The organism is Rhodococcus sp. ACPA4, from assembly GCF_002300185.1.
GTDB lineage: Bacteria > Actinomycetota > Actinomycetes > Mycobacteriales > Mycobacteriaceae > Rhodococcus_F > Rhodococcus_F globerula.
This window is the reverse complement of record NZ_NSDY01000001.1, coordinates 1704854-1722218: the sequence shown is the minus strand read 5'-3', so window position 1 is coordinate 1722218 and position 17365 is coordinate 1704854. Positions and strand designations below refer to the sequence as shown.

The window sequence follows — 17365 nt, the reverse complement described above, 5'->3', positions numbered from 1 at the left end:
CTTGCCTCTTTCATGTCGAGGGAGAGTCAGGAGAACGGCAGTTCGACCTCGGCCGTGCAGGACACCAGAACGTCGCCGTCCTGATTTGTCAGACGCAGCTTGATCTGGACAAGCGGTACGCCCCAGGCTGATTGAGCTTCCTTGCCAACGACCTCGGCGTCGAAGTACGTCACGTCGCCCTCGAATGCGGGTGTGCGGAAGTCGGCCTTGGTATGGCGAACCATGCCGTTGTGACCTGCCCAGTTGGCGAGGAAGTCGGTGCACCAGGCGCCCATCGTCGCGCCGTAACCGTAGGCCCTGGCCATCCCGACTTCGCTGGCCTTGTCGCTGTCGATGTGGCCGCGAGACGGACCGACGTACAGGCCGTCGCGCTTGCGCGGGTCGATCTTGGCTCCTTCCTCGTCGTAACCGAAGCCCTCCACCCAGCCCGGATCCTGGTAGACCCAGGGATCTTCGACGCCGTCGGGTGCAACCCAGTGGAAGGTGCCCCAGATGTTGAAAAGGAATGCGCGGTACTCCGTGGTGAAGCTTGCGATGCTGTGCGGGCCGATGACGCGTCGCTGCAGTGTGTCGCCGATCTCGACCTCGTCGAAGCGCGGTGAAACACCCATGCGGTTGGACATGAGCCATTCGTGGCGCAGGTTCTCGACCTCGATGAGTTCTGCGTTGGTCCACCGTTTGACGGCCCCGACATTGTTGTTGTACATGCCGCGCTTTGTTGCCTCGTCGGCCAGATAACGGATGGCTGTCGACCGTTCGAGTGCAACCTTGGAGCCGTGCTGGTTGGTGTGGAGCGTGTCGCCGCGCGAGAACATCGTGGGACCGGCGAACTTCGTATCGGCAACCTTGTAATCGTGGAAGCGTCGTTCTTGGAACAACGTGTCGCCGGGACGCACCGGCGTTCCGTAGAACCACCATTCCTCGCCGCCGAAGATCAAGTGGCTGTTCGGAATGTGTCCGACGCACGCCGGCTGAGCTCCGTGCCCGTAGTCCAGACCTACTGCGATGGACTGCGGTGCGATCAGACCGCCGAACTTACTGGCACGGGCAAATTCCTCATCCCAGTGGATCGGGTTGGGGTTGTCCATCGCCATGACCCAACGCCGCACGTCGGTGGTGCTGCACGGATCCCACAGCTGCCCGCCGCCGACAGGTTGGCCTACACGGTGGTCTACATCGGACAGATCGAGTTCGACGGTTTCCGGTTCGGTTAACTTCGTATTCATCGTCTCTGGCTCCCGGCTATCGATTGACGTCGACGACGATGCGTCCACGCACCGTGCCGTCCATGAGTTTTCTTGCAGCAGTGATCGATTCGCCCAGTGCGATGTCGTGGGCGATTGACTCCAGTGCCTCGGCATCCAGATCACGAGCCAGGCGATCCCAGGTGGCCAGGCGACGAGACTTGGGTGCCATCACGCTGTCGACACCGAGCAGTGACACGCCGCGGAGAATGAACGGCGCAACCGAGCCAGGGAAATCCATCCCCTGAGCGAGGCCACAGGCTGCGACAGCACCGCCGTACCGGGTTTGCGCGCACGCGTTCGCGAGGGTGTGACTGCCCACCGAATCGACGACGCCCGCCCAGCGTTCCTTCTGCATCGGCTTGCCGGCACCGGAGAGTTCGGCGCGGTCGATTACCGTTGTTGCGCCAAGGCTTTGGAGGTATTCCGCTTCGTCGACCTTGCCGGTCGACGCAGCGACGGTGAAGCCTGCCTTTGCCAGTAGGGCGATCGCGACACTGCCCACTCCGCCGGATGCTCCGGTCACGAGTATCTCGCCCTGGTCGGGCGATACACCGAAGTCGATGAGAGCGTCGACGCACAGGCTGGCGGCATAGCCCGCAGTGCCGATGGCCATGGCGGCATGGGCGGTGAATGCCGCGGGAAGTGGTATCAACCAGTCGCCGTTCAGGCGCGCGCGCTGGGCGAGTCCACCCCAGTGGGATTCGCCGACGCCCCAACCGTTGAGTACGACGCGATCGCCGGCTGCCCAGTCTGCGTGTGAACTCTCGGTGACTGTTCCGGCGAGGTCGATTCCGGGGACCATCGGGAACTTGCGCACTACTGGAGACGAACCGGTAATGGCCAGAGCGTCTTTGTAATTGAGAGTTGAATAGTCCACGTCGATGCTGACATTTCCGTCGGGTAGATCAGCTTCGTCGAGACTGGTGCAGGCGACGCTTTGTCCCGTGTCGTTCTTCTCGATGACTATTGCCGAAAACATCAGAAATGAATTCCTTCCTCAACCGGTTCGGAGCGCGTTCGCGTCCTGAAATCCGTGGGTGATGCACTGCAGATCGCGGTGTCCACCGTTAGCGGGGCCGAACTGCCGGGACTGTACTGCGCAGTAGCTGTCGTACAGGTCTTTTCGCACAGTACGTCAATCCTATCAATGATGGCAATACTTGACATTTACGCAGATCGGAATGTACTGACGGATGTCCTTGATTTGACAGCTCCAAAAGGGATAATTAGCGCAATTCGTCGGTTTCCAGCGCACGTTTTCCGCTGTATGTCCGATCGCCTCTCACAATTGATCCAAAGATTAGGTAGGTAGGGCGGTGGATGCGGTGGAAAACTCGACGTCAGCTGCGGCGCTACGCCACAGCCTGCTTATCGGTCTTTGCGTTTTTGTCGCGTGCTTGATCGGGACTTTCAGCCGGCTTCCCGGTACCCTCGCCGTGTTCTGGCCGGCAAACGCACTGTTGCTCGGTCTGCTTGTTCGATCACCCCGTTCGGCAACCGTTCCGACGTGGTTCTGTGCGGCGACCGCCTATATTTCCGCGGATCTGGTCACTGGCGGTTCCGTCGAATCAGCTTTGTGGCTCGGTGCAAGCAACATCATCGGCGTTGTCGGTGGGTTCTACGCATTTCGATGGGTCTGCGCGGAAGATCGAAGGCTTTCGAGTATCCGCTCGGTGGGTTACTTCGTATCCGCGACCATGGTCGCGGCGGCGCTGACAGGATGTGTCGGAGGAGCTGCGAATGTGGCACTTTTCGGCGGCACATGGCCGGACGGCTGGATTCTCTGGTTCTCGGGCAACCTCGTCAACTACATGACGATTGTTCCGCTGGTACTGACTTTTCCGTCGCTTCGACCTGAGGACCGAGACCCTGAGGCCGTGTCCAGGATCCTTCGGCTGTCCGTGATTCCGGCCGCATTGTTGGCGTTGTGCATTCTGCTCCAATGGGTCATCGGCGGCGCCGGTGCAATTGCGTTTGCCATGCCTGCTCTTGTCACCGCCGCACTGCTGACCAATGTCTTTGTCACGTCACTGATGACCGCCATATCGACCGTATGTACGTTGGTCTTGACAGCCGATGGGCACTTGGGAACAGCTGTCGAAGGTTTATCCGCGGTCAGCGTTTCCGTAAGGATCGGATTGGCTCTGTTGGCAACTGCGCCCCTCGCGGTTGCCTGCGTGATCTATGAACGTCGACGCGCTCTCGCTGCTCTGACTGAAGCTGTGATGCTCGACGACCTGACTGGAGCGCTGCGCCGGGACGAATTCATGCGAAAAAGCATCGGCGCCGTCGGATCTCTTCAGTCCGGCCTGCCGGTCAGCGTCCTGATGATGGACCTGGACCACTTCAAGAAGGTCAACGACACCTTGGGCCATCGGACCGGGGACACGGTCCTTGTTGCGTTTGCGGATCAAGTGCGGCGCCATCTCGACGACACAGCGCTGTTTGCGCGCCTGGGCGGTGAGGAGTTTGTCGTTCTGTTGATCGACACGGATCTGGACGAGGCAACGCAAATAGCCGAAATAATTCGGGTGGCACAGCAGGAGCAATCGAGGACAACGCTCGGAGAACTCGGCCCGACTGTCAGTATCGGTGTGGCGTGTTCGCCGTCCGGTGACGCGGACGTGAACAGCATGATCGATTGCGCCGACGAAGCGCTGTATCTGGCAAAGAAGTTCGACCGTAACTGCACCGTGTCCCTGACCGCGAGAAGCTGATGTCCTGACCGCCGGAAACTAGTGGCTGCCGGAAGTTGATCGGCTTTTCGGAATGTCCCGGAAGGCGATGTTCTGCTCGTGTGTGCGTTCACGCGGCATACCGAGGACTCGCTCGCTGATGGCGTTGCGGGCCATTTCGGTGGTCCCGCCGGCGATGCACCACACCTGTTGGCCGAGATAGTCCGTGGCGCAGTCGCCGACCGTACCGTCGTCGTCGTCCCACGCTGCCCCGGCAGGCCCGGTGAATTCGTAGATGATCGTCACCAGACGGGTAGACATCAGACCTGCCATCAATCGGGCGATACTCGCGGCCTGATCGGACATTGCGCCGGTGGTGATGCCCTGGACAACCCGATGCTGTAGTGCGTTGTTGGCCAGTTCCAGCATGCGGGCCTCACCGATGAGGTCACGGCTGACGGGGTCGTTCAAGCGACCCGCATCGCGCGCGACTGCAAGCAGTTCCGGCATCTTCGTTCCTCGTTGCGTGCTTCCGGCTGCCATGGTCGCGTACGGCGAGTTCGACAGCATTCGTTCGTGGAACATCCAGCGTGTGCCGACGGTCCAACCGTCGTTGATTTCGCCGATGCGGTCGCTGTCCGGAACCCTGACGTCGGTCATGAACTCTTGACAGAATTCCCGCGACCCACTGAGCAACTCGATGCGGTTGACTTCCATGCCGGTGCGATCGAGCGGCACCATGAACACGCTCAGCCCCCGATGCTTGGGCACGTCCCAGTTGGTTCTGGCAAGACAGAGCGCCCAATCGGACCACCAGGCGCCGGTAGTCCAGATCTTCGATCCGTTCAGTACCCAGTCTTCGCCGTCTCGAACAGCGGTGGTGACCGCGCCGGCGACGTCGGAGCCACCACTGGGCTCGGAGAGCATTTGCATCCAGATCTCTTCGCCCTTCAAGATGGCGGGGATGTGGCGTTGCTTCTGCTCCTCGGTGCCGAATTCGAGAAGCACTGCGGCGCAGGGCACAAAGGTCGGAGACTGTAGACGTTCGGCGTACTTGTAACCGGCGAGTTCCTCGTTCAATGCCCGCTGGTGAGCATGAGTGAGGCCTTGCCCGCCGTACTCCTGAGGGAAGCAGATCCCGGCAAGGCCCGCATCGAACAGTCGTCGCTGAAGTGCGCGTTGCTCCGCGACGTCGGTGAGTTCGTCCTCGTCGGGTCCTTCGGCGCGCATGACACCGATGTTTGCCTTCGGGTCGCTGGGGCCGAGGTTGTTTCGGATCCAGGTGCGTGCCCGAGTGCGAAACTGCTCCACCGATTCCATGTCGACGACGGTCTGGGGTGCCTGGGTGCTCAACGGATGCTCTCCTGACGTACGGCGATGGCGGCGATCAATTGGCGGTGCTCTGCGGGAGTGCCGTAGCTCGAGCGATTAGCTGCAGCCCGCCGCATGAACAGGTGTAGATCGTGCTCGAATGTGACGCCGATCCCGCCGTGGATCTGCACACAATCCTGGAGTAGCTCGCCGCCGCGATCGCCGATGTATGCGTGTGCGGCGCTGGTGAGTTCAGCGGCGTCCGGGCTTTCCGCAGCAACTGCGGCTGCTGCCGCGTCGGCGAGACCGTGGCTGGCTTCGAGCCAGGTCTTCATGTCTGCGAAGCGGTGTTTGAGTTCTTGGTACGACGCAAGGGGGCGTCCGAACGAGTATCGGTCGAATGCCCACGCAACGGTGAGGTCGAATGCCGCTTGCATCGCTCCGACGGATTCGGCGCAGCCCAGCACGATGGCGAGTTGCCGACAACGCTCGACGTCACGAGCCGCATCGCGTGTGTCTCCGATCATGGCGCTCAGGGGGAGACGTGCGTTGTCGAACGTCACCGCGGCGTAGCGCCGTGTCAGATCGATTGATCGCAACGGCTTTACGTGCACACCGGGAGTATCGGTGGGCACCAGGACTTGCGCGACGGAGTCGCCGTTCTGGCCGGTGACGAGAAGGACATCGGCGGTCTGGGCAGCTTCGACGGGGCGTTTTGTGCCGGACACAATTACGTCGTTGCCATCGACGCGAATCTCCAGTGGTGGAGTGCTCACGAGACTGTTCGCTTGTGGCTGGGTGAAACACCATGCTGCGGTGGAAGTTCCGGCGAGTAGTTCTGCAAGAACTTGGTCTGTGGTCTCGCTGGAGTAGTTGTCGATAAGTGCGGCAACGACGTTGGTCGGGGTGAGTGGGCCGGGCGCGGCGGTGCGGCCGAACTCGTACGCGACAAGTGTGAGGTCGACGAGTCCGCGATCGCTGATTGTGCCCCCACCGTGCTTTTCGTCCACCAGGAGGCTGGTCCAGCCGAGTTCTGCGCCGCGCCGCCAGTATTCGGAGTCGAAGCCCATGGGGTTGTCGCGCAGAAGACGCACAGCTGAGCTGGGCACCTGTGTGTTCAGGAACCGGGCTGTGGTGTCCCGGAAGAATTCCTGGTCCGGGGTCAGCTCCAACAACATGTTCGCCCTCTCGCCCTGCGGTTAGAAATCGCAATCAGAGTATGAAACTCTCTATTCTGAGAATAGCATTTTCAATGTCGAAATTAAAGCGAACTCGAACTGAGATCGGCACCCGTGTCGAACACTCAGCGTGCCGTCCAACCACCATCGACAACTATGGTCTGGCCTGTGACGTAACTTCCTGCGTCACTTGCGAGCCAGAGAACAGAGCCGACAACATCGTGCGGCGTCCCTTCGTGCGGAAGTGGAGTGTTTCGTCGCAGATACTCCGCCGATCGGTCATCGGTGTACAGCTGATCAGTGATTTCACTCCGGAAGAATCCGGGAGCAACTGTGTTCACCCGGATCGAGTGCCGCGCCCACTGGATCGCGAGTTCTGCGGTGAGTCCTGATAATCCGGCCTTACTTGCGGCGTATGACGCCTGCGGGATGCCCGGTATTCCCACCCGGCCGCTGATGGACGAGATGTTGACGACAGTGCCGCGGCCGATGGACTGCATGTGGGGGAAAGTGGCCTGCGCCAACAAGAACGGAGCGATCAAATTCAGATCCAAGGTCTTGCGGACGGCATCGAGTGGCTCGGATTCGGCTCGTTCGTAGGTGAACATGCTGCCCGCTGCGTTGATCAGAATTTCGGGCGGCCCAAGGCTTTCGACCACGGCGGGTACAACAGAGCCGACCTGGCCGGCCTCGGAGAGATCGCACTCGATGGCGGTGCCGTTGATCCGCTCGGCGAGTTCGGCTAGTTTGTCGCGGCGGCGCGCGACGACGGCAACTCGGGCGCCGAGTGAGGCAAGTGCCTCGGCTATGGCAGCGCCGAGGCCTGATGAAGCGCCCGTCACGATGGCTACCCGGCCGTCCAAGCCGAACATCCGTGCGGCGGTATCGCGGTGTGTTGTCACCGGAGACCTCGCTGCGGTGCCCTGACGGCGGAAGTGGTGAGTTCTGCGAGTCCGGCCCGCTGGATTTTTCCCATGGCGTTGACCGGCAGTGCGTCGACCTGTGACCAGAATTCCGGAACCTTGTAGGGCGACAGCTCGTTCCGGCAGAGGTCGGCAAGGATGCGGAACTCCACCGGAGGTCCGACACTTTCGACGATCGCGGCAACCCGCTGACCGAGTCGGTCGTCGGGTACCGGGTACACGGCGACCTTCGCGACATCGGGGTGCGTCGCGATGACTCGTTCCACTTCGAGCGGGTAGACGTTTGCACCACCGCGAATTATGACCAATTTCTTGCGGTCCAGGACTGTGAGCCAACCGTCGGCGTCGACAGTTCCGATATCCCCAGTCGCGAGAGGGCCGGGTTCAGTCGAAGTGACACCGCCGTGCTCCCAATGGCCGAGCATCGGCGTCCACGAGCCCGCCCACTGACCTGACCTCGCTGCTCTGACGCGCAGTTCGCCCAATTTTCCTGCAGGCAGCGGGCTTCCGTCCTCGCTGTAGGCTGCAACCTCGTACTGTGGCAGTACCTGCCCGCTGGTCCCGGGGTGCCATTCGCGCCCGGGAGGATCGATCGATACGACGGTCGGTGCTTCGGTCAGGCCGTACGTGACGCGGGGGACGAGGCCGTGCGCGTCGGTGAACGCCTGGCGCAATCCGTCCGGTGTATCGCCGCCGCCGCACCAGATCTCCTGGAGTGAACTGAGGTTGACGTCGGGACGTCGCGCGAGGTCGTACAGTTGCGCGGGGGCGCCGTTCCACACTGTGACACGCCGCGAGGCGATCCATTCGGCAACCCCGTCGACGTCGCGCCGGTTCATCACGACTGAGCACCCGCCGGCCTGGGCCGTAAGTAGCGTCGACAAGACCATGAGATTGAGGATGGTCAGCGGGAAGCTGTCGCCCTTGCGTAGTTCTGGCCCCCATCCTCTGGTCGCGCACAGGACGGCGCCGGGGAGGAGTAGGTTTCGTTGACTGTGCACCACAGCTTTGGGCTGACCCGAAGTGCCACTGGTGAAAGCGATTCCGGCGGGAGCGTCGATATCCAACTCGACCGAAGGGGCGGTCTCGTCGCGCCCGCACAATTCTGCCCACTGAGCCTCGCTGACGCAGTCGAGAGGGTCCAGCCGACAGTTCGGTCCGGCCAGGACAACACTCGGCTTGCACAGAGTTTGTAATTCTTGCTGCTCACTGGATGACAGCGCTTCGCCGATTCCCACCCAGATCGCACCGATCCGCTGAGCGCCGTGAAATGCCGCGACGATGCCGAGATCGTTGGGCAGGCATGCCGCGACACGATCGCCTGGTCGCACGCCCAGTGACCACAGCGCTCCGGCGCAGCGCCTTGCCTGTGTGTCGAGTTCGGCATATGACCAGATCCCAGATACGGCTTCCACGGCCGGGGCCTGCGGGTTTGCCGCCAGTGCCGCATCGAGCACCGTCGCTATCGTGCCGAGGACGGCGGTCCCGTTGGATTTCTTCACCACTCACTAATACCACTATCCTTGTAAAGATTCACCTGATAGCGTCGAATCGTTCTGAAGAAAAGTGGAGGTTCATTCTGATGAAGCACTCGGGTCCGTTGACCGGGGTTCGGATCGTCGATCTCACGGCGATGGTGATGGGTCCCTACTGCACGCAGATCATGGCCGACATGGGGGCTGATGTTCTCAAGATCGAAAGCCCCGCCGGCGACAACACCCGCTACATTTCGGTGGGTCCGGAACCGGGATTGGGCGGTGTGTTTGTCAACGTGAATCGTGGAAAGCGCAGTGCGGTACTGGATCTGCGAACCGATGAGGGTGCAGGTGTACTGCGTGACTTGATCGCCGATGCGGATGTATTCATCCATTCCATGCGAGGCTCGGCAATCACAAAACTTGGTTTTGGCTACGACGACGTGGCCGCCGTCAATCCGTCGATCGTCTACACCAACTGCTACGGATACGGGCGTCGCGGGCCGGATGCCGATTTGACGGCCTACGACGACACAATTCAGGCCGAATGCGGCTTACCGCACGTGCAGGAACAGTTGACCGGCGAGAGTGGTTATGTCGGAACCATTATCGCGGACAAGGTTGCGGGACTCACTGCCGTGTACGCCACCACGATGGCCCTCTTTCACCGCGAACGTACTGGAGAAGGCCAAGAGGTGGAGGTTGCCATGTTCGAGACGATGGCAGCTTTCATGCTGGTCGAACATGCAAATGGGGCACTGTTCACCCCGGCGCTGGGTCCGGCGGTGTATCCCCGTGCTGTGGCACCGAATCGGAAACCGTACCGGACCAAAGACGGCGAGATCTCGGCCATGGTGTACAACGACAAGCAATGGGCGGCTTTCGTCGACGCAGTCGATCCACCTTGGGCGGGTGCACATTTCGCGACTCTCGAACAACGAGCCCGTCAGATCGACACGGTGTACGCGCTGCTGGGTGAAACCTTCCTCGAACGCACGACGCAGGAATGGCTGGATCTGCTCCGATCTCACGATATTCCGGCCGCTCCGGTGAGGACACTGGACGAGTTGTTGAACAACGAGCACCTCGATGCCGTGAACTTTTTCGAAGACGTCGATACTCCCTACGGCTCAGTGCGTTTCCCTGGTCCGCCGACATGGTTCTCGCGCACGCCCGGTCGTATTGCCCGGGCGGCCCCTCGACTCGGTGAGCACACCGAGGAAGTCCTGAATGAGGTCGGTCGAGCGTGGAGTTGAATTGGTTCCTGAATCGGGGAGACCGTATTGTCATCGGACAAGCGTGCGGCGAACCGACAACGTTGATCGAAGCTCTGATCGATCAAGGGGCAGACATTGGCGGACTATCGGCATTTGTCGCAACGAGTTTCTCAGGAGTCTTCAATGCCGAAGCGAGTGAGAGCTTTTCGCTCTCCAGTATGGGGGCGATCGGAACGCTGCGATCATTGACCAAAGTGCACAAGCTCAGTGTGATTCCGTGCCACGTCAGTCAAGTTGCGCCGATGATCGAGGCCGGGTTGATCGGGTGCGACGTTGCCTTCGTTCAAGTAAGCGCTGCGGATGAGTACGGCAATCACAGCTTCGGATTGATCAGTGACTACGTTCAGGCGGCTGTGGCGAAAGCGCGCGTTGTCGTGGCGGAAGTGAACGATCAAGTCCCGTTCACCTGCGGGGAACTGTTACCGGCAGCGAAGATCGATTACGCCATCGAAGTATCCAGACCTCCGGTTACACTGGCGCCGGCAACAATTGGACCGACCGATCATGCAATTGCCGAACATGCCGCTGCGTATATCGAGGACGGCTCGGTCATCCAGGTGGGGATCGGAGCCGTGCCGGATGCGTTGCTTCGGCTGATTCGAGACCGGAAAGATCTGGGTGTTCATTCGGGAATGGTGGGCGACGGCCTCGTTGATCTGGTGGAAGCAGGCACGGTGACCAACGCACGCAAACGAATCGACACGGGAGTGTCCGTCACCGGCGCACTCATCGGCAGCAAGGAACTGTACGCGTTCGCGCACCGTAACCAGGCAATTCGCATGTGTGCGACGTCGTACACACACGACGCGGCAGTTCTGGCTCAGCTCGACAAACTGGTGACGGTCAATTCCGCACTCGAAGTTGATCTCACAGGGCAAGTCAATGCGGAGCAAAGCGGTTCGGCGTATCTCGGTGGCACGGGTGGTCAGGTGGACTTCGTCCGGGCCGGTTCGCGTTCACCGGGTGGTCACGCGATCATGGCTCTCCCCGCCACGGCCAAGGGGGGAACCGTCAGCAGGATAACCGCGCACCTGTCCGGGCCTGTCACGACGGCGCGTAGTGACATCGATGTTGTGGTCACCGAATTCGGTGCAGCCGAGCTGCGAGGACAGAACCTCGCGGAACGAGCGCGACGTTTGATCAATATTGCCCATCCGGATTTTCGCGAAGAGTTGATGCGCGAAGCGCATGCAATCAGGCAGAGGGGATTCTGATGAGTGATGCTGTGTTTTCGAATGACGCCGTGTTGTTCGACGCGCGCGAGGATGGCATTGCTGTCATCACGCTGAACCGACCGGAGACTCGCAACTGCCTCGACCAGGCCATGCGCGAGGGATTACGCGACGCCTGGAACCGATTCGAATACGACCCAGCGTTGCGGGTAGCGATACTCACCGGTTCCGGCGACGAAACATTTTGCGCAGGTGGCGATCTCAAAGAGATGGTCAATACCGCAATGGCGGTACCGCCGCGCGATATGTTTGCACTTCCCTACGACACGGTCGAACTGTCAAAACCCACCATTGCCGCGGTCAACGGCGTTGCCTACGCCGGTGGTTGGATGATTGCTCAGGCCTGTGACCTGTGTGTCGCCAGCACCACCGCGAAGTTTGCGGTCACGGAGGTCAAGGTGGGGAGAAGCTCGCCGTGGGCGTCGCCGCTGATTCATATGATTCCGCAGCGCATCATGATGGAAATCCTGCTCACGGGTAAGCCGATATCTTCTGCGCGCGCTTACGAGATCGGTCTCGTCAACCGACTTGCCGAGCCTGCGGATCTGATGGCGACGGCTCTGGACCTGGCAACCGAAATACTCTCCGGTGCACCTCTTTCCGTCAAAGCGGCGAGAGAAACTGTGATGATGTCGACGGAGATGGGTCGTTCGGCCGCACTCAAGGCCGCACGCCACGTATCCGAGCACTGCTACAACAGTGACGACGCACAGGAGGGGCCAGCTGCATTTGCGGAAAAGCGTCGCCCGCAGTGGATGGGGCGCTGACTGGCTCATGTGACTCGTGCACGTCGCATTGCAAGAACGTGGTTGGAACGAACTGTGCCCGATATGTCCCTTGAATCGAATAGGTGTTCGAGTATAATTAGGTCAGGGTGGGGAGGCCTTGATGACTACGGTGAGCGATTTTGTTTCGGTGGGGGATGTTGTCGCTGGTTCCGCGACGGGGGTGCGGGGCAGGTTGTGGCGATTGCGACCGGCTGAGGTTCGAGACGTTGCCGTCTGTGCGTCTGCGGAAATTCTTCGGCTGGAAGCGATTCGGGTTGCCGCAGTCGACGAGTTGGCACTCAACCCGGATGAACAGGTGCTCTGTTACCGGGGTGTTGGTCGCTGGTTGGCGGCGAACACGATGCTGCAGAACGCGGCCGGTAACAAGATCGCCGCCCTCGGTGCTGCACTGCGGGTATTCCCGGACATTGCTGCCCAATTCGAGGCCGGCGACCTCTCGCTCGATCATGCGGCAATCATCGTCGCGTTCTGCGAATCCCCACCAAAAGGAATGCCGGACAGGGCGTTACCGTCCTGCATGAAGACTCTTCTTGCTGCCGCATCCGGCGTGGAGGCGACCACCATCAAACTCCGCTATGCGATTGCAGTTCTGGAGCGGATATTCGAATCCGACGACACCCCGCCCGGTGAGGACGACGACCTCAACGTCTTGCGGATTTCGCCGACGCTCAACGGACGGGTCGCGATCAAGGGCGATTTCGACGCGTTGACCGGCGAAATGCTGTTATCGGCTCTCTCGGGTTTGTCGATGCCGAAACCAGCAGCGGACGGAACCCCGGATCAACGATCGGCAGCCAAACGCACCGCCGACGCGTTCACGGAACTGATTCGCCGCTATCTCGACAATGCCGTCACCGGTGTTGATGGTGGTCAGCGTCCGCACGTGAATGTGCACATCACCGCGAAAGACCTTGCCGAGCATCGGGAATGCACCACCACGCGCAGCGAAACAGCATCAGACTGTGCAGATGCCGACGTCAGTGATGGCGAGTTCTACGGCAGTGCCTTCGATGGCGATGAGCCTGATTTCGAAGATCTTGATGTCGGGTACATGCCGTGGATGGGCCCGCTCAGTGTGAGCCTGACCCGGATGCTCGCCTGCGATTGCATGCTCTCCACCGTCCTGATGGACGGCAACGGCGCACCGCTGGATGCGACCCCGCACAAACGCCTCGTCACACCCGAGCAACGCACCGCGCTGATCGCCCGGGACAAAGGCTGCGCCTTCCCCAACTGCGATGCCGTACCTGCTTGGTGCGACGCCCACCACATAAAACCGTGGTCGGTCGGCGGTCTGACGGTGATGGACAACCTCACCCTCCTCTGCCGTAGCCACCACCGATTGATTCACAGCACCAGCGGATTCCGCGGGATCTGGGAAATCAAGATGGGCGACGATCACAAACCCTGGTTCATCCCACCATCCGCAATCGACCCCAAACAACGACGCCGACGCTCCACAACCCGCCAAGGTCCAGTTCACCGAGACTGAATCCGGCTCCGCCGGAAACTGAACACCGCGTGCAAGCTTCGCATCACGAGCTAAGACGATGCGAAGCCAACACGCATGTGTCCATTTACCGAACGGCAGGGAGGTACGGAGCAAGCTCCGGTTCAGGATTCACGTCGAATGACCGCAGTGCCATGGCGAGCATCGAGTAGCAGCCAACTGTGAACACCATATCCATCAGTTGCTCGGTGTTGAACTCCTCGGCCAGCGCCGACCAGGTCAGCTCACTTACCATGCCGTCCGCCAGCAAATCGTCTACAGCACTGAGCAGGGACCGTTCCAGTGATGACCACTCGGATGCACCCGGGCCGTCCGCGACGCGAAGGATTTCGTCTTTCGTCATGCCGGCAGTTTCGGCAAGGATGACGTGCTGGGCCCATTCGTAATCGGATCGCCGAACCGACGCGACGCGGAGTACAAGCAGTTCCCGTTGCCTGTCGGTAAGCGAAGTCCCAGAAAGCAAGTGCGCGTTGAAGGACAGGAATGGCATCGCCAATGCGGGATATCGGGCCAGGGTCCCGACCAAGTTAAGTCCAGCCTTGCCGGCCCGTTGCGGATCGGCAGCAACGGTCGTTCGGAAGCCGTCGAAGAATTCCCTCATCTCGGGCGTCCATTGTTGTGGTGTTGCAGGCGAAATTCGAGCCATCGGCTGTAAATCCTCTCGGGTAGCGAACGTGCTTTCGATCAGGTGTTCCGGCCACCGTTGACACCGATGCTCTGCCCGGTGACGTAACCGGCTTCCTCGCTGGTGAGGAACGCACAGACAGCCGCCACATCCTCTGGTTGGCCGATCCGGCCGACGGGTGTTTTTGCTGTCTGTTGGTCGAGGTCGATGAATCCTTTCTCGACTGTGTTGCGCAGCATCGGGGTGTCGATGAATCCGGGAGGAACCGCATTGACGGTGATTCCGAATTTGGCGAATTCGAGCGCCAGCACTTTGGTGAGGCCGACAACTCCCGATTTGGCGGCCACGTAGCCGGCCAAGCCGGGGGCACCGCTGTGAATGCTCGACGACGAGATGTTGACGATCCGGCCCCAGCCTTCTTCGATCATGTCTGGCAGCACAGCCTGGCAACAGTCGAACGTGCCGGTCAGGTTGATCGCGAGTGAGCGGTTCCACGTTTCGGCAGTGATCTCGAGGAAGGGGCCGTCGATGCTCAATCCGGCGCTGTTCACCAGGATGGCTGGTCGTCCTAGACGTGTACGCGCTTCGTTCAATCCTGCGTCGATCGCGGCGCGGTCGGTCACGTCGACGGTCAATCCGATGGCTTTGCCGCCTGACAATTCGATAGATGACGCCAACGCCTCGGCGGCACTGCCGTCGATATCGAAGATCGCCACCATCGCGCCGTCAGAGACGAGTCGCCGGCTGATCGCTGCTCCGATTCCCGATGCCCCACCAGTGACTACCGCGGTGCGACTGCTCACTTGATGATCTCGTGGCCGACCAGGGTTGAGCGATGCATACGGCGGGGCTCACTCCGGTCGAACTCGCAGGCCCGGTGGACGAGGCCGGAGTTGTCCCAGATCACCAGGTCACCTTCGGACCATGTGTGCCGATACACCAGTTCTTGTGTTGTGGCGCGCTTTTCGAGATCGTCCAGGAGCGCACGACTTTCGTCGAAGTTCATTCCGACGACGTGCGATGTTGTCGCCCCGAACACGAGCGATTGCCGACCCGATTCATGCTGCCACACCAAGGGATGTTCCACTTCACGGCGCGAGGCCCATTCCTTCAATTGAGTCGGTGTCGGATCTGGGTACGTCAGCCGCTGAATTGCCGCGAAGGTGTGGACTACGCGCAGATCGGCGAACAGTTTCTTCTCGTCGTCTGATAGCGCCTCGTATGCGGCGTAGGTACTGGCGAATTCGGTTTCACCACCGCGGTCGGCCGTGACGCGGGCACTCATCACGGACGCCTTCGGTGCGATCTTGTCGAGTAGGCCGTCGATGTGCCAGAAGTCATTACTGGCGAGGTATTCCGCATTGGGGTTGGAGGGGTCGAAGCTGATCTCCATCACTTCTTCCGCGTCGTACGGTGGGAAGCGGGAGAAGTTGATCAGTGTTCCGAGTTTCCGGCAGAACTCGACTTGCGTGCGATCGTCGACGTTGATCTTGCGAAACAGCAATACGCCATGTTTTTCGAGTGCAGTCATACACGCGTCTGCGAGACCGTCATCGCGGAGTAGCCGATCGGTATCGACGCCCAGAACCTCCGCACCGAGATTGTTGCTGAGTTTCTTGATGTCAAGCGTGGTCATGGCTACTCCTGGATCAGTCGGGGACATGCGGATTCCGCATGTTCGTCAGTGGTCGTTGGTACGACGGGTCTGTTGTGCTGCGCGACGGGGCGCCGTTGACGTGAATGTCAGGAACGTCGGCGAAGGGTATGCCCATTGTTGGAACGATGCCGGACCACTCGATTACATTGGTGCGCAGCGCGATTCTCCATTGTCCGTCACGGCGTTCGACGCGGTCGATGTACCGGCCGCCTGCGATCCAATTGGTGTCGTCGTGATTACGTCCGACGAATAGGTAGTACGTCTCGGTGTGTGCCGTGTCGCCGTCGATGTCGCTGGTGTGGTTCAGCAGGTTGTGATGCGTCGACACCTGGCCCAGTTCATGGGTCGCTCTGGCCCACTCGTAGAGATCGATCGGTCCACCGACAAAGTTCCCCGCCGCAATTGTGGCGTCGTCGTGGAAGGCGGAGAGGAAGATATCGCGGTCGAAGCGATCCATGCCACGGCTGAATCTGGTCAACGCGTCGTGGATCTCCTGACGATCGACCATAACGTCGAGGGCGGCTAGCCGATCCGAGGTGGCAGATGTAGTCATGAAGTCCTCCGGTCGATTACCTGAGATGGGTTGATCACGATCACTGAAGATCGGAGACCAGATGGGCGCGCCGCGCGACGAGCGCAGCGACGGAACGACCTTGCCGTCAACGTCTTTGATTCCGTATTCGTGGGCAAGTTCGGCGGTGATGAAGGTGCCGCCCGAGCGTGTCGCGAGATTTGTGTCGACGGCGAGAGCTGCGATGACGCGACCCGGGAATTCCGGGGTGCAGCCGTCCTCCGGCCGAGTAGCAGCCCGGCCATCCAACCCAGGGACATTCGCCAGGTTTCGCTGCGCGCGTTCGGTGAAGGTGAGGCCCTGCCAGAGCGAAAGGGACGTCACGTTATGCGGTTTCAGCTCGATGGCCATATCTCGTGCCATCCGGTCCACCGCAGACTTCGCCGTGCCGAAGATGACGTTGTAGGTGTAAGTGACGCCGGTGTATCCGGAGACGGCCACTATGAGGCCGGACTTGTGCGGTGTCATGATCTTGGCGGCATGCCAAGCTGCTACGAAGTTCGAGCGGACGCCGACATCCACCATTTCCCAATGGGAGAGCGGTTTCTCCCAGAAGGACTGTGGGTCGGTCAGGTCTTCGGGCAAGGAGAATGCGTTGTTGACAAGAATGTCCAATCGGCCTTGCTCGTCTCGTACCTGGTGGAACAGGGCAGCAACCTGTGCGTCGTCGGCGTGGTCCACTGCGACGGCAACGCCCTTGCCGCCGCGCCGCGTACACTCAGCTGCTGTCTCTGCGATCGTGCCGGGTAGAGGATTCGACCCAGCGAGAACCGTGCGTCCCGTGACGTAGACGACGGCGCCCTGCTCTGCGAGCGCCAGCGCGATTCCTTTCCCGATACCGCGACTGGCGCCCGTGACCACAGCAACTTTGCCCGACAGAGAACTCATCTCCCGTG

At 60.7% G+C, this 17365-nt stretch carries 15 protein-coding genes; 5 read left to right on the top strand and 10 right to left on the bottom strand.

What is annotated here, in order from left to right; translation table 11 throughout:
- Positions 1 to 26: 26 nt before the first annotated feature.
- Both CJ178_RS07775 and acuI read right to left on the bottom strand, forming a co-directional pair.
- Entirely contained in the window at positions 27 to 1226 is a 1200-nt protein-coding gene (locus CJ178_RS07775) for an FAS1-like dehydratase domain-containing protein (RefSeq protein ID WP_095886485.1), read from the bottom strand.
- 16 nt (positions 1227 to 1242) lie between these two features.
- Positions 1243 to 2226: an acrylyl-CoA reductase (NADPH) gene (gene acuI / locus CJ178_RS07770; RefSeq protein ID WP_095886484.1), complete on the bottom strand. Its 984-nt coding sequence runs from the start codon at positions 2224 to 2226 to the stop codon at positions 1243 to 1245.
- Between the two features lie 337 nt (positions 2227 to 2563).
- Between acuI and CJ178_RS07765 the strand changes: the two genes are divergently transcribed.
- Positions 2564 to 3964: a sensor domain-containing diguanylate cyclase gene (locus tag CJ178_RS07765; protein WP_045070240.1), complete on the top strand. Its 1401-nt coding sequence runs from the start codon at positions 2564 to 2566 to the stop codon at positions 3962 to 3964.
- Between the two features lie 18 nt (positions 3965 to 3982).
- Here the strand turns inward: CJ178_RS07765 and CJ178_RS07760 are convergent, their stop codons facing one another.
- From CJ178_RS07760 to CJ178_RS07745, 4 genes are all read right to left on the bottom strand, one after another.
- On the bottom strand, positions 3983 to 5275 hold the full coding sequence (locus CJ178_RS07760; RefSeq protein WP_245006036.1) for an acyl-CoA dehydrogenase family protein: 1293 nt from the start codon (positions 5273 to 5275) through the stop codon (positions 3983 to 3985).
- Positions 5272 to 6411 carry an acyl-CoA dehydrogenase family protein gene (locus CJ178_RS07755; RefSeq protein ID WP_095886483.1) on the bottom strand — a complete coding sequence of 380 codons (1140 nt, stop codon included), beginning with the start codon at positions 6409 to 6411 and terminating at the stop codon, positions 5272 to 5274. The genes CJ178_RS07760 and CJ178_RS07755 overlap by 4 nt, the downstream gene beginning before the upstream one ends.
- 125 nt (positions 6412 to 6536) lie before the next feature.
- Positions 6537 to 7313 (bottom strand): SDR family NAD(P)-dependent oxidoreductase, encoded by a 777-nt coding sequence (locus CJ178_RS07750; RefSeq protein WP_233365225.1) that lies wholly within the window; start codon positions 7311 to 7313, stop codon positions 6537 to 6539.
- Positions 7310 to 8839: a class I adenylate-forming enzyme family protein gene (locus CJ178_RS07745; RefSeq protein WP_257013050.1), complete on the bottom strand. Its 1530-nt coding sequence runs from the start codon at positions 8837 to 8839 to the stop codon at positions 7310 to 7312. The genes CJ178_RS07750 and CJ178_RS07745 overlap by 4 nt, the downstream gene beginning before the upstream one ends.
- Positions 8840 to 8916: 77 nt before the next feature.
- Between CJ178_RS07745 and CJ178_RS07740 the strand changes: the two genes are divergently transcribed.
- The 4 genes from CJ178_RS07740 to CJ178_RS07725 all read left to right on the top strand — a co-directional run bounded on the left by CJ178_RS07740 (position 8917) and on the right by CJ178_RS07725 (position 13598).
- Positions 8917 to 10065 carry a CaiB/BaiF CoA transferase family protein gene (locus CJ178_RS07740; protein WP_095886482.1) on the top strand — a complete coding sequence of 383 codons (1149 nt, stop codon included), beginning with the start codon at positions 8917 to 8919 and terminating at the stop codon, positions 10063 to 10065.
- Complete coding sequence (locus CJ178_RS07735) at positions 10056 to 11300, top strand: acetyl-CoA hydrolase/transferase family protein (protein WP_095886481.1); 1245 nt, start codon at positions 10056 to 10058, stop codon at positions 11298 to 11300. The genes CJ178_RS07740 and CJ178_RS07735 overlap by 10 nt, the downstream gene beginning before the upstream one ends.
- A complete protein-coding gene (locus tag CJ178_RS07730) occupies positions 11300 to 12085 on the top strand; it encodes an enoyl-CoA hydratase/isomerase family protein (protein ID WP_095886480.1) in 786 nt (261 codons plus the stop codon). The genes CJ178_RS07735 and CJ178_RS07730 overlap by 1 nt, the downstream gene beginning before the upstream one ends.
- A 121-nt stretch (positions 12086 to 12206) precedes the next feature.
- The gene (locus tag CJ178_RS07725) at positions 12207 to 13598 is read left to right on the top strand and encodes an HNH endonuclease signature motif containing protein (RefSeq protein WP_095886479.1); all 1392 of its coding nucleotides are present in this window, start codon (positions 12207 to 12209) and stop codon (positions 13596 to 13598) included.
- A gap of 85 nt (positions 13599 to 13683) precedes the next feature.
- Here CJ178_RS07725 and CJ178_RS07720 read toward each other — a convergent pair whose 3' ends face one another.
- The 4 genes from CJ178_RS07720 to CJ178_RS33635 are packed head-to-tail and all read right to left on the bottom strand — an operon-like array spanning position 13684 to position 17357.
- Entirely contained in the window at positions 13684 to 14262 is a 579-nt protein-coding gene (locus tag CJ178_RS07720) for a carboxymuconolactone decarboxylase family protein (protein ID WP_095886478.1), read from the bottom strand.
- Positions 14263 to 14300: 38 nt separating this feature from the next.
- Positions 14301 to 15044: an SDR family NAD(P)-dependent oxidoreductase gene (locus tag CJ178_RS07715; protein ID WP_095886477.1), complete on the bottom strand. Its 744-nt coding sequence runs from the start codon at positions 15042 to 15044 to the stop codon at positions 14301 to 14303.
- A complete protein-coding gene (locus CJ178_RS07710) occupies positions 15041 to 15877 on the bottom strand; it encodes a TauD/TfdA dioxygenase family protein (RefSeq protein ID WP_095886476.1) in 837 nt (278 codons plus the stop codon). The genes CJ178_RS07715 and CJ178_RS07710 overlap by 4 nt, the downstream gene beginning before the upstream one ends.
- 13 nt (positions 15878 to 15890) lie before the next feature.
- Positions 15891 to 17357: an SDR family NAD(P)-dependent oxidoreductase gene (locus tag CJ178_RS33635; RefSeq protein ID WP_306453177.1), complete on the bottom strand. Its 1467-nt coding sequence runs from the start codon at positions 17355 to 17357 to the stop codon at positions 15891 to 15893.
- Positions 17358 to 17365: the final 8 nt, after the last annotated feature.

Excerpts from the sequence above, each read along its gene's own strand:
- CJ178_RS07775 (WP_095886485.1), bottom strand. The coding sequence starts at position 1,226 with ATGAATACGAAGTTAACCGAACCGGAAACCGTCGAACTCGATCTGTCC.
- acuI (WP_095886484.1), bottom strand. The coding sequence starts at position 2,226 with ATGTTTTCGGCAATAGTCATCGAGAAGAACGACACGGGACAAAGCGTC.
- CJ178_RS07755 (WP_095886483.1), bottom strand. The coding sequence starts at position 6,411 with ATGTTGTTGGAGCTGACCCCGGACCAGGAATTCTTCCGGGACACCACA.
- CJ178_RS07740 (WP_095886482.1), top strand. The coding sequence starts at position 8,917 with ATGAAGCACTCGGGTCCGTTGACCGGGGTTCGGATCGTCGATCTCACG.
- CJ178_RS07730 (WP_095886480.1), top strand. The coding sequence starts at position 11,300 with ATGAGTGATGCTGTGTTTTCGAATGACGCCGTGTTGTTCGACGCGCGC.
- CJ178_RS07725 (WP_095886479.1), top strand. The coding sequence starts at position 12,207 with ATGACTACGGTGAGCGATTTTGTTTCGGTGGGGGATGTTGTCGCTGGT.
- CJ178_RS07720 (WP_095886478.1), bottom strand. The coding sequence starts at position 14,262 with ATGGCTCGAATTTCGCCTGCAACACCACAACAATGGACGCCCGAGATG.
- CJ178_RS07710 (WP_095886476.1), bottom strand. The coding sequence starts at position 15,877 with ATGACCACGCTTGACATCAAGAAACTCAGCAACAATCTCGGTGCGGAG.
- CJ178_RS33635 (WP_306453177.1), bottom strand. The coding sequence starts at position 17,357 with ATGAGTTCTCTGTCGGGCAAAGTTGCTGTGGTCACGGGCGCCAGTCGC.